The 14,671-nt window shown below is 44.2% G+C and carries 16 protein-coding genes and 2 pseudogenes; 4 read left to right on the forward strand and 14 right to left on the reverse strand.

Features of this window, described 5'->3' with window-relative positions:
* Positions 1–5: 5 nt before the first annotated feature.
* The 8 genes from hisIE to AC2YHV_RS10920 form a co-directional block, all read right to left on the reverse strand.
* A complete protein-coding gene (hisIE, locus tag AC2YHV_RS10885) occupies positions 6–662 on the reverse strand; it encodes a bifunctional phosphoribosyl-AMP cyclohydrolase/phosphoribosyl-ATP diphosphatase HisIE (RefSeq protein ID WP_057278112.1) in 657 nt (218 codons plus the stop codon).
* The gene (hisF, locus tag AC2YHV_RS10890; protein WP_034309948.1) at positions 659–1,417 is read right to left on the reverse strand and encodes an imidazole glycerol phosphate synthase subunit HisF; all 759 of its coding nucleotides are present in this window, start codon (positions 1,415–1,417) and stop codon (positions 659–661) included. The genes hisIE and hisF overlap by 4 nt, the downstream gene beginning before the upstream one ends.
* On the reverse strand, positions 1,418–2,152 hold the full coding sequence (hisA, locus tag AC2YHV_RS10895) for a 1-(5-phosphoribosyl)-5-[(5-phosphoribosylamino)methylideneamino]imidazole-4-carboxamide isomerase (protein WP_487373191.1): 735 nt from the start codon (positions 2,150–2,152) through the stop codon (positions 1,418–1,420).
* Positions 2,149–2,781, reverse strand: a complete 633-nt coding sequence (gene hisH / locus AC2YHV_RS10900; RefSeq protein ID WP_054398702.1) for an imidazole glycerol phosphate synthase subunit HisH — start codon at positions 2,779–2,781, stop codon at positions 2,149–2,151. The genes hisA and hisH overlap by 4 nt, the downstream gene beginning before the upstream one ends.
* Positions 2,782–3,369, reverse strand: coding sequence for an imidazoleglycerol-phosphate dehydratase HisB (gene hisB / locus AC2YHV_RS10905; protein WP_048688005.1), 588 nt, complete (start codon positions 3,367–3,369; stop codon positions 2,782–2,784). It lies immediately after the preceding gene.
* A gap of 89 nt (positions 3,370–3,458) precedes the next feature.
* The gene (gene hisD / locus AC2YHV_RS10910; RefSeq protein WP_098185495.1) at positions 3,459–4,748 is read right to left on the reverse strand and encodes a histidinol dehydrogenase; all 1,290 of its coding nucleotides are present in this window, start codon (positions 4,746–4,748) and stop codon (positions 3,459–3,461) included.
* Between the two features lie 26 nt (positions 4,749–4,774).
* The gene (hisG, locus tag AC2YHV_RS10915; protein ID WP_034311625.1) at positions 4,775–5,404 is read right to left on the reverse strand and encodes an ATP phosphoribosyltransferase; all 630 of its coding nucleotides are present in this window, start codon (positions 5,402–5,404) and stop codon (positions 4,775–4,777) included.
* Complete coding sequence (locus tag AC2YHV_RS10920) at positions 5,397–6,581, reverse strand: ATP phosphoribosyltransferase regulatory subunit (protein ID WP_057278116.1); 1,185 nt, start codon at positions 6,579–6,581, stop codon at positions 5,397–5,399. Before AC2YHV_RS10920 ends, hisG begins: the two co-directional genes overlap by 8 nt.
* A gap of 471 nt (positions 6,582–7,052) precedes the next feature.
* Here AC2YHV_RS10920 and AC2YHV_RS10925 point away from each other — a divergent pair.
* From AC2YHV_RS10925 to AC2YHV_RS10940, 4 genes and pseudogenes are all read left to right on the forward strand, one after another.
* A pseudogene (locus tag AC2YHV_RS10925) lies at positions 7,053–8,111 on the forward strand (processed acidic surface protein).
* 1 nt (position 8,112) lies between these two features.
* Positions 8,113–8,331, forward strand: a complete 219-nt coding sequence (locus tag AC2YHV_RS10930; RefSeq protein ID WP_487373192.1) for a hypothetical protein — start codon at positions 8,113–8,115, stop codon at positions 8,329–8,331.
* A gap of 9 nt (positions 8,332–8,340) precedes the next feature.
* Positions 8,341–8,745: pseudogene (locus AC2YHV_RS10935) on the forward strand (class D sortase); the annotation flags it as partial.
* Between the two features lie 78 nt (positions 8,746–8,823).
* Positions 8,824–8,967: a YwzD family small protein gene (locus tag AC2YHV_RS10940; RefSeq protein WP_487373193.1), complete on the forward strand. Its 144-nt coding sequence runs from the start codon at positions 8,824–8,826 to the stop codon at positions 8,965–8,967.
* 40 nt (positions 8,968–9,007) lie between these two features.
* Here AC2YHV_RS10940 and AC2YHV_RS10945 read toward each other — a convergent pair whose 3' ends face one another.
* The 6 genes from AC2YHV_RS10945 to AC2YHV_RS10970 form a co-directional block, all read right to left on the reverse strand.
* Positions 9,008–9,526, reverse strand: a complete 519-nt coding sequence (locus AC2YHV_RS10945; RefSeq protein WP_034309938.1) for an acyltransferase — start codon at positions 9,524–9,526, stop codon at positions 9,008–9,010.
* Entirely contained in the window at positions 9,523–10,194 is a 672-nt protein-coding gene (gene ppaX, locus AC2YHV_RS10950; protein ID WP_057278119.1) for a pyrophosphatase PpaX, read from the reverse strand. The genes AC2YHV_RS10945 and ppaX overlap by 4 nt, the downstream gene beginning before the upstream one ends.
* The gene (locus tag AC2YHV_RS10955) at positions 10,184–11,128 is read right to left on the reverse strand and encodes a nucleoside recognition domain-containing protein (RefSeq protein WP_487373194.1); all 945 of its coding nucleotides are present in this window, start codon (positions 11,126–11,128) and stop codon (positions 10,184–10,186) included. The genes ppaX and AC2YHV_RS10955 overlap by 11 nt, the downstream gene beginning before the upstream one ends.
* 27 nt (positions 11,129–11,155) lie before the next feature.
* Complete coding sequence (gene lgt / locus AC2YHV_RS10960; protein WP_057278121.1) at positions 11,156–11,968, reverse strand: prolipoprotein diacylglyceryl transferase; 813 nt, start codon at positions 11,966–11,968, stop codon at positions 11,156–11,158.
* A 26-nt stretch (positions 11,969–11,994) separates the two neighbouring features.
* Positions 11,995–12,930: an HPr(Ser) kinase/phosphatase gene (hprK, locus tag AC2YHV_RS10965; RefSeq protein WP_034309933.1), complete on the reverse strand. Its 936-nt coding sequence runs from the start codon at positions 12,928–12,930 to the stop codon at positions 11,995–11,997.
* A 521-nt stretch (positions 12,931–13,451) separates the two neighbouring features.
* The gene (locus AC2YHV_RS10970; protein ID WP_487373195.1) at positions 13,452–14,552 is read right to left on the reverse strand and encodes a DUF4097 family beta strand repeat-containing protein; all 1,101 of its coding nucleotides are present in this window, start codon (positions 14,550–14,552) and stop codon (positions 13,452–13,454) included.
* Between the last annotated feature and the right edge of the window lie 119 nt (positions 14,553–14,671).

Below are 14,671 nucleotides of genomic sequence, written 5' to 3' on the forward strand. Positions count from 1 at the left end.
ACCATTCATTCGGTTTCTTTCGGTTCGTCCTTATCGGCATGTCTAGCCTTCAATACATCAAGCACCGCTTGGAAAGGCAGCTCCTGCTCTTGAAGAAGAACGAATAAGTGATAGAGGAGATCGGCACTTTCCATCGAAAGTTCCTCTGCATCACGGTTCTTAGCAGCAATGATCACTTCTGCCGCTTCTTCACCGACTTTCTTCAGGATCTTATCAACGCCCTTATCGAATAGGTAGGTCGTATATGAACCTTCAGGCATTTCCGATTTTCTTTTTTCAATCAATCTTTCTAATTCCGTCAAGAAAGTCACATTCGCCTTCACGCCTTGTCCGGCTTCACCGTTTTGGTAAATCGTTTCGCTAAAACAGCTTGTTGCCCCAGTATGGCACGCAGGTCCTGCAGGCACGACCCGCACGACCAATGCATCTTGATCGCAGTCATACTTCATTTCGGTGATTTTCTGGATATTGCCGCTGGTTGCTCCTTTATGCCATAATTCATTGCGCGAACGGCTGAAGAAAACCGTTTCTCCTTTTTCAATCGACAATTGCAGAGATTCTTGATTCATGTAAGCAAGTGTCAGCACTTCGCCTGTTCCTGCATCTTGAATAATTGCCGGTACCAGACCTTTTTCGTCATATTTAATAGTTTCAAGATTCATCGTACAACCACTCCTTGTTGTTTGAGAAACGCTTTGACTTCTTTAACGGATGTTTCTTTATAATGAAAAATCGATGCCGCTAATGCTGCGTCGGCTTTACCTTCTTGGAAGGCTTCCTGGAAATGTTCAGCGTTGCCTGCCCCGCCAGATGCGATGACCGGAACTGAAACGGCTTCAGATACCGTTTTTGTCAAAGCGATATTAAACCCTTGTTTCTCGCCGTCACAATCCATGCTTGTCAATAAAATTTCCCCAGCACCGCGGGATACGGCTTCCTGCGCCCACTCGGTCACTTCCCATTCAGTCGGTTTCCGGCCGCCGTGGGTATATACGCGCCATGACCCAAGCCCTTCATCATATCGGGCGTCTATGGCAACCACGATACATTGGGAACCAAAATAATCAGCACCTTCATTAATTAACTCCGGACGCAGGATGGCTGCTGTATTTAGGGATACTTTATCGGCACCCGCCCTCAGGATCTTCTTCATATCCGCCAATGAATTAATGCCGCCGCCCACGGTGAACGGGATTGCCAAGCTGCCCGCTACCGCTTGAACGACGTCGACGATCGTTTCCCTGCCTTCATGTGATGCGGAAATATCCAGGAAGACAAGCTCATCGGCACCTTCTTGATCGTAAAAGGCTGCAAGTTCGACCGGATCTCCAGCATCCCTAAGGGAAACAAATTGTATGCCCTTGACTACGCGCCCATCTTTTACATCGAGACATGGAATAATTCGTTTAGTGAGCATTTAACCACGCACCTTTTCTAGTGCTTCTTCTACAGTAAAGCGGTTGGTATAAAGTGCCTTGCCGATGATAGCCCCCGCAATGCCTTGGGCTTCAAACTCCTTGAGGGTGATAAGGTCTTCGAGTGAACTAATGCCTCCTGAAGCAATCACGTTTTTACCAGTTGCCTCCGCCATGGCCAATATACCTTTCACATTCGGCCCTGAAAGCATGCCATCCGTCGCGATATCAGTCACGATAAAGGTCTCGGCACCAGCATCGGCCAGTAGTTTGCCAAGATCTACCGCAAGGGTTCCAGACGTTTGAAGCCAGCCATGAGTGGCAACCTTGCCATCCTTCGCATCGATCCCGATAGCGATATGGCTTCCATATTTTCTAATCATATCTCTAGTGAAATCAGGGTCTGAAACGGCCGAGCTGCCTAGAATGACACGTTCCACTCCATTATCCAGATAATGGGCTATATCCCGTTCCGTTCGGATGCCGCCGCCGATTTGAATGCGGGCTCCTAACTCACTTGCCGCTTTAATTACGTATGAATCATTGATTCTTACTCCCTCTTTAGCTCCGTCAAGGTCGACCATATGTATCCAACCGGCTCCTTGGTCCGCAAAGCTTTTAGCCATATCGAAGGGGGAATCACCATAAACGGTTTCCTGATTGTAATCTCCCTGGATTAAGCGGACGCATTTGCCTCCGCGCATATCAATCGCCGGGTAAATAGTAAAGTTGCTCATGCTTCTTCCTTCCCTTCTACTAATGACAGATAATTTCTCAAGAGTGACATGCCCATATTCCCGCTTTTTTCCGGATGGAACTGCATGCCGAACACATTCCCTTTACCGACGATCGCCGGAACTTCCACATCATACGTCGCCGAAGCGGTAACGAATGATTCATCTGTATCGACGTAGTATGAATGGACGAAATAAACATGTTCCTCTTCCAGCCCCTCATTCACTGGTGATGCGTGTTTGAATTCAAGTCGATTCCAGCCCATGTGCGGCACTTTATAAACCTGGTCATTCGCATCCACTCCCTTAAAACGAACGACTTTTCCCGGGATGAGGGATAATCCTTTTGCCGGTCCATTTTCCTCACTTTCATCAAAGAGAAGCTGCATACCAAGGCAGATGCCTAATAGGTATCCCCCATCCGCTACATATCCCCGCAGGAATTCATCAAGCTTTTGTTTTTCCAAAAGACTCATGGCATCCCTGAAAGAGCCAACGCCGGGAAGTATGATCCCTTTCGACTTTGAAAGTTCTTTTGGGTCATCGGAAATGAATGAATCGGCACCAAGGCGCTCAAGACCTTTACTTACAGAAAATAAATTCCCCATGCCATAATCGACGATCCCGATCATTTACAACATTCCTTTCGTCGAAGGGATGCCTTTGACACGTGGATCGATTGTCGTAGCTTCATCCAATGCACGGCCAAGCGCTTTGAATATTGCTTCGATCATATGATGTGTGTTGTGACCGTAATGAACGACTACATGAAGGTTCATCCTGGCTTCAAGAGCGAATTTCCAAAGAAACTCATGCACCAGTTCAGTATCGAAAGTACCGACCTTTTGCGACGGAAACTCAGCCCGGAACTCCAGATGCGGACGGTTGCTTAAATCGATGACAACCTGGGCGAGTGCTTCATCCATAGGTACGAAAGCATTTCCGTAACGCTTTATCCCGCGCTTGTCTCCAAGGGCCTCCAATAACGTCTGACCCAAGCAAATGCCAATATCTTCAGTTGTATGGTGATCATCCACGTCTGTATCCCCATTTGCATCTACTGTCAAATCAAACTTCCCGTGTTTCGTGAACAAATCCAGCATATGCGTCATAAACGGAACGCCGGTCTTAATGGAGGAATTACCTTCCCCATCCACATCAAACTTCAAACTTATTTCCGTTTCATTCGTCTTTCGCTCCACACTAGCAAAACGTTCCATTACAGCTCCTCCTCAACGGGGTACGACCCCTTTTCCCAAGATGTAAAAGCATGTCTAAAGTCTTTATATCACTGATTTCACTTATTTAATCATTCAGGACCTTTTCCCGATTCATTCACACCACGTGATTCGATGGCACGGGCATGGGCCTCAAGTCCTTCCATTCGGGCAAATGCTGCGATTTTTTCTGCATTTTTGCGGAAGGCCGTTTCACTATACATGATGATGCTCGATTTCTTTTGGAAATCATCCACATTCAGCGGGCTGGAAAAACGGGCGGTTCCATTGGTAGGCAACACATGATTGGGGCCTGCAAAGTAATCCCCGACGGGCTCCGAGCTAAAGCGGCCAATGAAGATTGCACCGGCATGACGGATTTTAGCCATGATTTCAAGTGCATCTTTGGTCACAATTTCCAAATGTTCCGGTGCAAGTTCATTAATCGCTTCAACAGCTTCTGCCATATTCCCGCATACAACGATTCTTCCATAATCCCTTATCGATGCTGCAGCAATATCATGACGCGGAAGCAACGCCACCTGCTTGGTCACTTCTGATGCCACTTCTTCTGCTAGAGACGCAGAAGTCGTGACCAAAACACTGCAAGCCCTGGCATCATGCTCCGCCTGTGATAACAAGTCTGCCGCTACTTCTGCAGCGAAGGCCGTTTCGTCCGCCAAGACTGCTATTTCACTTGGACCTGCTATCATATCAATGGCGACATCCCCGAATACTTCGCGCTTCGCTAACGCCACATATATATTTCCCGGACCCACTATTTTATCCACTTTCTTAATTGTTTCCGTCCCATAAGCGAGGGCAGCTATGGCCTGAGCCCCGCCAACTTTATAGATTTCCTTAACTCCGGCAATTTTGGCGGCTGCCAAAACCGCTGGCGATAATTTCCCATCTTTCCCTGGAGGAGATACCATAACGATCCGTTCCACCCCCGCGGCCTTCGCAGGCAGTGCATTCATCAATACTGACGAAGGATAGGCCGCTGTGCCTCCAGGTACATAAACACCTACAGCATCAAGAGGTGTCAATTTTTGTCCTAGCATCGTTCCTGTATCATCAGTCGTAAACCATGAATTTCGAATTTGTTTCTCGTGAAACATTCGAATATTATTCGCAGCTTCTTGAATAATATCAAGCTGCTCAGCAGTCAATGCCGCTGTCGCTTCTTCCATTTCCTGCTCCGATACAAGCAATTCTCCTGGACTGACACCATCGAAACGTTCGGTATAGGTATGTAAAGCCGCGTTTCCGCGTTTCCTGACATCATAAATAATATCCTGAACCGCTTTTCTTTGATCGGCAGTACCTGCTTCAACCGAGCGTTTCAGGGAAATCCCTTCAGCAAACCGTTCTATTTTCATACCTTCACCTCATTAGCGATTCTTTACTATTCAATAATTTCTGCTAGCCGTTCCACGATTTCGGTAATCCTTGCTTCTTTAATTCGATAGCTGACAGGGTTTGCTACCAGCCTCGAAGTCACATTGGCGATTTTCGCATATTCCACAAGACCGTTTTCCTTCAATGTCCGCCCGGTTGAAACGATATCGACGATTCGTTCGGCTAAACCAATTAACGGTGCTAACTCAATAGACCCATTCAACTTTATAATCTCGACTTGCTCCCCCTGCTCGCGAAAATAACTGGAAGCAACATTCGGGTATTTACTGGCTATTTTGGGGGCTATGTCACTTATTTTCGTACCAGGCAGTCCAGCTACGGCCAAGTAGCAGGCACTGATTTTCAAATCAAGTAACTCATAGACATCACGTTCTTCCTCAAGCATGACATCCTTCCCTGCAATTCCAATGTCAGCGACGCCGTGTTCCACATAGGTTACGACATCCATCGGTTTAGCTAAAATGAACCGCAGATTCTCTTCTTCCACCTCAAGGATCAATTTTCGGGAATCATCAAACTCCGGAGGGAGGCGAAAACCGGCCCTTCTTAATAGCTCTGCCGCTTCTTCAAATATTCTCCCTTTCGGCATGGCAATCGTTAAAAAGCTATTATTCATCTTTTCCATTCCCCCCGTTCCCCACGAATAAATGAACTTCAGAAAATGTCCGTGTAAAAGCATCGACATTTTGGACGACTGTAATATCTTGAATCGTTACCGATTTACCTTCGGAGCGTTTTTCCCTTGCAAAACCGATCGCTTCCAATCTTCGTTCGGGACTGAATAAAATACATTCTGGCGCGACAGGCTGAATCGGCTCCCCAAGAGCTTCTGCAAGACGATCCACCCGGATTGCAAAACCTGTGGCTGAAGCATTCCAGCCGAACTTCTCAAGCAGATTATCATACCGGCCGCCATTGCCGATTGGAGAGCCGACTTGTCCGGCATACACTTCAAATAAAGTTCCCGTGTAATAACTCATATGACTGACCAATGTTAGGTCGAAGCTCACATATTGTTCAACGTCAAATTCTTTTAGCTGTGCAGACAATTCCTTCAGTTCAGCCAAAGAATCTTGCCCTTTATTATTTTCAACCAACCCTAGCGCCTTTTCCATGGTTCCTTCACCGCCACGTAAGGAGGTAAATTCGATAAGCCGTTGTTTATCAATGGATGAAAGCGGAAGTGATTTAACATGCTCGCGATAACCAACATAATTTTTTTCATACAAAAACTTCCTTAATATAGAGGCCCTTTCCTCCGTACCTAGAATGCTCAAGAAAAACTCTTGCAGAAATCCGATATGTCCAATGGAAATTTTAAATTCCTGAAGCCCTGCAGCCTTTAGAGCATCCGCAAGCAGGGCAATCATTTCAGCATCGGCACTTATTGACTTATTTCCGATACATTCAATGCCAATCTGTTCGAATTCTGCCGGCTTGCCTCCTTCACGCTGCTGTGCCCGGTATACATTCGCGGAATAGGCCAGGCGAAGCGGAATTTGCTGTTTTAGCAGTTTGGATGCTGCGACCCGTGCAATGGGCGCTGTCATCTCGGGACGGAGTACGAGCGTATGCCCCTGGGAATCAAGAAGTTTAAACAACTGTTGATCCAATATTGCTGAAGCCTCGCCAATTGTTTCATAATATTCCAAAGCTGGCGTTTCAATAAATTGATAGCCCCACTTCTTGATTTCATCACTCATTTTATTTCTGGCCGACACTTTCGTTTCATACAGCACCGGCAATGTATCTCTCATGCCTAATGGTTTTTCAAACATAAATGGCTTTGTCACGACTGCACATCCTTTTGCAATATTGATTACTATCTATATCCAATCGGTCCGCCTATAGGCAAAAACCGATGCACCCATTCCCTATTTTGTTTATCCTTTATCTTTCCAAGGTTTTCACGCTTAAATCCAAATTTCGGATAACATATAAAAATAGTATCAAATAAAATGACATAATCCTATAAATAATCGCAATAATCTATTAAAACACTTTAGTTCGCTAATATGGTAGCAGGTTGAAGTTATTAATAGTTTACCCCTGCCCCCACCTCACGTCAAGGAAAATATGCCTAATCCCATTCCTTCAATACCACGTCGGTCTTGGATATTCTTCACGATCGGTTTAAGCCCTTTTCCCCGGATACTTCTTCCTATCTTTAGCCATTCATTGTTATTAATGTGTACCTTTTGGTTTAGCTGTTTTATAATACATAGGTGTTTGGAAATATTAGAGAAATTTAGGGGAATATGGGAATGAAGAAATATTTTTCGTTTTTTGTGGCACTTATCGTTCTTTTTTCACTGGGTTCAAGCGGAACGAAGGGTTTTGCGGCAACTAAGATCAACCAGGATGAGCTTAATGCATACCTTTCTGAAGTTAGAATGACGCAAGAAGAATTGGAAGAGTATTTATCCTATTATGACTTAACATTGAATGAACTGAAATCGGCAGAAGAGTTGCGTGAAACATTAGGACCTGCCGTCACTCCTGAGACCTTACAGAATCTACTTAAACAATATGAAATGACAGAAGCTGAACTTACTGAATTATTAATGGAATACGGCGAACTGGAAGAGGGTGATTCCATCATCGATACCTTCCATTTCATTTACGACATTGAGGATATCATCGATTTGGAAATGGATTATGATGAGGAAGAGATGGAATATGACGAGGAAGAGATTAGCGATTTAATGGATGGTCTCTTTACTGAGATCGGCCTTACTGACGAAGAGCTCGACAGATTCATGAACCACCTTATGCCTATCGTCGAAGACCCTTCTTTTGAATCTCGTTTAATGGCGATCTCCGATAGGATGAATTAACTCGAGTATTTTGAAACAATTGATGAATTATCTGCAGAACAAGTGGCAGAATTGCTTTCGATATATAATGATCTTCAAAGCTTGCTGCAAATTCAATTCAAATTTTCTTTAATTCAGGATGGTGTCACGACAAACCTATCCCTTGAGGCATTATTCCAGCTTAAGGAATTGACGAATGCTAGTTTACTAGTTTCCATTTATGATTTAAACGGCCATTTCCTGCTCGATTTTACATTGACCGGTGAAATGATCGGTTCCGATTTAGTGAAAGAAACCGGCAATGACATGAAACAGTCCACCGAGGTCATTTCTAAAGTGGCTGAGTTAAAAAAAGAAAAGAAGAAACCTTCGAAACCTGAGCATAAAACGGAAAAAGGCGGAGTGCTTCCTAAAACGGCAGGTAATTATTTATTCGGTGCTTTATGCGGTTTAGTGTTGATGGGTATCGCTTTCGGATTAATTAGAAAAGCGGGACTCACTAATTAAGATGAGCAAAAATAGGCAATCCAGGCATAAGAAAAAATCGCTGCTTATCACTGCTGTTTGCTTTTTAACCTTAGGTTTTTATTTTACAACGACAAACGCTTATACGCTGTTAAAAGGCTATGCCCTATATAAATGGAATGAATCTGACACGACGGAAGCGACGGCTAAGCTCCCCCAACCGAAGACGAAAGCAAATAGTCCCGATGGGCTTGAACTATAAGAAGAACGACCGGAGACAGGTGATTTGATGGGTGAGCTTTATATCCCAAAAATCGAGGCAACACTCCCAATTTATCACGGAACGGACGAAGATGAACTCGAAAAGGGCGTCGGTCACTATGCGGGGTCCGTCCTTCCCGGTGAAAAGGATAATTCCGTTTTATCCGGTCATCGAGATACAATTTTCAGAGATCTAGGTGAAGTCGGCGAGGGTGACTTGCTGATTGCCAAGACAGAAGCAGGTTCGTTTACATATAAAGTGAGGAAGGTCCGTATCGTCGATGCGGATGACCGTACCGTGATCGTTCCCAAGCCTAAAGCCACACTTACAGTAACAACCTGCTACCCTTTTTCATATATTGGTAGTGCACCGGAACGGTACGTATTGGTTGCCGATTTATTGAAATCGGAATAGATAAATGAGATGCGGGGCTGAAGTCGTTCAGCTCCCTCTTCATAAATCTTAACTAGATGATAGGAGGACAAGCTCAATATGGAAAAACAGGCACAGGAAAGGTTTTTTCAAATTTTAAAAGAAACGTATGAAGCGACGATGAACCAGGAAAATATATCAATCAACGAAGTGATAGAGCATCTAAAGAATGAACTGACTCCGTTATACCCAAAATGCCATTAAAAAAGGACCTGCCGCATATTGGGGCAAGTCCTTTCTTTTATCATAAGGAAGTTTGCTGCTCTCTCTCAAGCATTTCCTCTTTGGTATATATGATTTTCATTGGATTCCCCCCAACGAAAGCTCCCTCCGGAACATCCTTATGGACAAGCGTCCCCGCAGAGACAATCGCCCCATTACCAATTGAAAGTCCTGGAAGAATGGTCGAATTCGCGCCAATCAATACTTCATCGCCAATGACTACTTCTCCTAAACGATATTCATGAATCAAATATTCATGAGCAAGGATCGTCGTATTATAGCCAATGACAGTATTTATTCCGACCGATATTTTTTCCGGAAACATCACATCCGGCATGACCATCAAGGCAAACGAAGTATGCTTCCCGACCTTCATATGTAAAAAAGTCCTGTATAGCCAATTCTTCATGCCCAGAAAAGGCGTGTAACGCGCTATCTGTATCACCACAAAATTCTTGACGACTTTCCAGAATGGAACGGTCTTAAATACATGCCATAGTGAATTGGCCCCTTCAACTGGATAGCGGGACGTGCGCCTCATTTTTTTCTAGCCTCCGTGAGTTTTTCAACCTCAACGATATTCAATAAATCCGCCATCTGCTCAAGCATATAATCAGGGTGATAGCTTTCCAGGAATTCACGGCCTTTAATGGACCAGGAGACCCCTGCCGTTTTTGTACCTGTATTTTTCCCGCCCATGATATCATGATAACTGTCGCCAATCATGATCGCTTCTTCAGGGACCGAACCGAGTTGATGTAAAGCTTTTACCAAAGGCTCTGGGTCCGGCTTTGCCTTTTCCACCTCATCCAGTGTGACCACCACTTCAAAGAACTGATCCAGTTTGCTTAAACGCAGGCCCTTTTCGACGACATCACGCTTCTTTGTCGTAACGACTGCCAATTTATAACCGCTCTGCTTCAGCGTTTGAACGGTTTCGAACACCCCGTCAAATTGTGTGACAAGCAAATCATGGTTCCTCCAATTATGCTCCCGATAGTATGCGATCATTTCATCCACACGTTTTGGATCAATGGAAGAAAACGTATCGACCAAAGTCGGTCCGATAAATGGAATGATATCTTCCCGCTTGTACTTTCCAGGACAAAAGTGGTTTAAAGTTTCTGTAAAAGAGGCGATGATCAATTCATTTGTATTAATCAACGTACCATCAAGATCAAATAATAATGTAGTTATGTTACTGTTCATATACAGCTTCCTTTCTCTGTACCCTATCAGTCCGATTCCATATATACGCAACGACCATCGTTAAAACAATGGCAGTGAGCAGCCGAATAAGTAACAGCGGCAAGACCGGAATCCCCAGCGGAATAAAAATCAGTGTGTCTTCTACAACAGCATGGCAGGCAACTAAAAAGATGAATGCAATCGTCATATCCTTCTTCGAAACATTATCCTCTTTAGCCGCTTGAATCATTACGCCTGCGCCATATGCCAAACCGAGAGTCAGGCCTGTAACGAAAGGCATGGAAGCATTCGGCTTCATCCCCAGGACCTTCATGAAAGGAGCAAGGGTCTTCGAGAAGGCTTCCAGCCACTTTAAATCCTTCATGATTTGAACCGCCACCATGAGCGGAATAACGATGACCGCCAGCTGGCCAATTCCTGAAAGGGCCTGGATGACCCCATGCAAAAGGATTGCTCCGCTTCCGTTAATCTCTGCAGCCTCCCCGATAGCCGTTCCTTGGGCCATTTCAGATCCGCCCTGCCAAACAAGATTGATGACGACCGCGGACAAAAGCGCAAGCCCGATCCGTACTGTTAGAATGACCCACAGCTTGACACCGGTTTTCATCGCCACACCTGACTCAATCAATAAATTATGTGAAAAAGATAGCATCATAGCGATGATAAAAACTTCTTTCACAGTCAAATCAAGCGTTAATATGCCAGCAATCGCTGCGTATAAATTCAGGAAATTCCCTAATACAAGAGGAATTGCAGCATCCCCTGGAAGACCGATGAGATTCATCAAAGGCGCTATCAAGTTGATGATGAACGGCAATACAGGCGTATATTGAAGCACAGTGACGAACAGAGTAACCGGAAATATCACTTTCCCCAAAGACCAGGTTGTATTCAAGCCTGAAAGAAGTCCCTTTTTAACCGAATCTACTATCACTATGCCCTCTCCCTTTTCACATATTACCTATGCATCTAAATATCTTTTGTCTGCATGCCCGCGGACCCTTCTATAGACCACTAAAGCAATGGCTACAACTACCAACACTATCGAAATCACTTGTGCGATACGCAGTGACTCCGTCAGCATCAAACTGTCCGTCCGCAATCCTTCGATGAAATAACGTCCGATGGAATACCATATTACATAGGTTAAAAACAGTTCCCCCCTGCGCAAGTTCACTTTCCGTAAACTTAAGAGAATTATGACTCCGAGGATATTCCAAATCGATTCATACAAGAAGGTCGGGTGATAATACGTACCGTTTATGTACATTTGATTTATGATGAATTCAGGCAAATGCATATTTTCAAGGAATGACCTTGTTACTTCTCCCCCATGCGCTTCCTGATTCATGAAATTACCCCAACGGCCAATCGCCTGCCCCAACAATAAGCTCGGTGCAGCAATATCCACCAGCTTCCAAAATGAGACCTTCTTGACCTTTGCAAAAACGATTGCAGTCAGCACCGATCCGATCAACGCACCATGTATGGCAATTCCGCCATTCCATATTTTTATGATATCCCCCGGGTTTTGTGAATAGTACTCCCATTGGAAGATCACATAATAAATACGGGCACTAATGATCGCGATCGGGACAGCAAACAAAATCAAATCAGTAAATATTTCCTTATCAAGACCTCTTCGCTCAGACTCCCTTAATGCGATAATAAGTCCCAATAACACACCGAAACCGATGATTAGCCCATACCAATGTACCTGGATGGGCCCTAGATCAATCGCTATCGGATTCAGCGGCTGTATTCCTTGTTCCATTTTGTCCCCTCTTTTCCTATAACCTTTTAAAATTCATCATGTTCCGGATCTGCAATGGCATGGTTCAAGCGATCAGAAAACTGTTCTGCAGCATTTACTCCCATTCGTTTCAGGCGGTAATTCATGGCTGCCACTTCAATGATAACAGCTAAATTTCGCCCTGGACGGACAGGTACGGTAATTTTCGTCACTTCCGTATCGATGATTTTCATTTTCTCTTCATCAAGGCCAACCCGGTCATACTGCTTATTTTTTTCCCATAGTTCCAGATTGATGACGATTGAGATCTTTTTATTGCTGCGGACTGCACCAGCCCCAAAAAGTGTCATTACATTTATGATTCCCAATCCCCTAATTTCAAGAAGATGTTCGATTAAATCCGGGGCATTCCCGACTAGTGTATCTTGATCTTCCTGCCTGATTTCGACGCAGTCATCGGCTACGAGACGATGACCCCGTTTCACTAATTCCAGGGCTGTCTCACTTTTACCGACTCCGCTTTTACCGGTGATCAACACACCTAAACCATAGATATCCACCAATACGCCATGAACGGCAGTGGTTGGCGCCAACCTGCTTTCAAGGAAATTGGTCAGACGGCTGTATAACCTTGTCGTCTTCATATTGGATCTCATCACAGGAACGGATTCCCGCTCAGAAGCTTCGATCAATTCTATCGGCACTTCCTGACCACGCGTAATGATGATTCCTGGAGTGAAGTCCCGGCACAACTCTTCCATCCTCTGTATTCGATCCGGTTCATTCAACCGATTAAAAAAGGACATCTCCGTCATACCTAAAAGCTGTACTCGATCTGCTGGATAATAATCAAAAAAACCGGCTATTTCAAGTCCGGGACGAGATAAATCACTCGTGACGATCGGTCGGTTAATTCCTTCTTCCCCACTGATAAGTTCTAGACCGAACGCTTCTACTATATCCTTTGTACGGACTTTTGCCATATATCTTTCCTCCTTCTGGAGCGATGCTATTTTTTGAGATACTTTTTCTATTTTAGCATTTTTCTGTTAATAACCAAACAATGCATTATCGATTTATCGTTTTTTTATTCACTCCGCACGGATTGGCCACGTGAACAGGAAAGAGATGAGGATGAACATAAATAAAAGAAAGCCCGCCATTTTATATTGGCCGGCTCACTTTGGAGGCGAAAGGGATAGGAAAACGTACCTTTCATCAAATGATATTCCCGAACTAACTCCAAGCACCCCCTTAGGTGTGGTTTCGCTAAAATTGCATGTTGATTTCCGCTCCAGTCACTCGCTTATCCAGAGGCGGTCGTGGAGCCTCCTCGGCTTGCGCCTGCGGGGTCTCCCCTAGACGCTCTTTTCCCGCAGGAGTCTCGTACCTCCCTCTCCAATCAACCTTATTATTAAATTTTGAACAATCCATAAAAAAATGCAGGCAAACTCGTTTTCCATCGAGTTTGCCTGCATTTTGCGCCGCCAGTGAACTTCCCTTTTCAGGAAACCGTTATTGCTGCAGTCTTCGTTTCTGCAAAAACATGAAGCACAGGAACCTCTTCTTCAACCGTCTTGAACTTAAGGACCTTCTGAACCACATCACTTTTCTCTTCGATGATGGTCATCCCTTCCAAAGTTACATTAAAGCTTCCTAAATTGGATTTCAACTCTCCTTCGATCGCCTTGCCTGGAGGCAGGGTCAGCTGGACTTTTCCAGTGACTGACTTAGCATGGATCGAATCGCAATCCATTCCTGAATTCGTACAGATGACTTCACCATTGAACGTTTGGACATCCAATTTCTTGAAGTACCCATCGGCATTAATTGCTCCATTCAAGGTCTCGGCTTCCAAGTCATTAAAATTGGTATCTGAAATGGTGATCATCCCGTTACCAGTTTCAAGCTCACAGAAATCACCCGTACCCTGCATGATATGAATGGCACCATTCGCCGTTTTCGCTTTAAAGTTCTCTGATTTCAATGATTCAGCCGTGATTGCGCCATTGAACATCCTTACATGAATGTCGTCATATTCCTTTCTTGGAATGTACATGGTCGTATCAACCTTTATGGATTTTTCACGAACCTTGAACTTCAACTTTCCATTTTCAATCGTGAAATCGACTTCTTCCAAGAAGTTTTTCCTGGCTTCTTCTATATCTTCCACACGGTATACCTTAGCTTGGCATTCCACCCGGACATCATCATGGTCCCATGCGGCGATTTTCATTTTCCCATTTGCTATATCTACATCAACTACATTCAGGAAATCTTGATCATGCTGGAAAATATGACTGACCTCCACAGATTTCCCGAAATTGAAATCAAGATCCGTTTCTTTGATTTTCTTAAAAGCACTTTCAACGAAATCCATAATCTTTTCTTTCGATGACTGGATATTCTTCTTAAACGTATCCTGATTGCTTCCTTCGCTTTTCTTATCCACGACTACCGTCGATAATTCATTTTGCAATTTCTGCTCTTTAGCTTCACTTTCCTGACTGGCTTTATCTAATTCTTCCAATAGGCCCATGGCTTCTTCCGCTGATAACTTTCCATCCTGAATCATTTCTAAAATTTTCTTTCTTTCCTCCTGCATGAACATTCCTCGCTTTCTTCTATCATTTTATTCATACATACGCCTAGATATCTAAAAAGTTTCATAAATACCGTTTTTCCCATCATTCGACAAACGAAAATGACAATTTCCGAAAAGGA

This window comes from Peribacillus sp. SRI_006 (genome assembly GCF_057586375.1).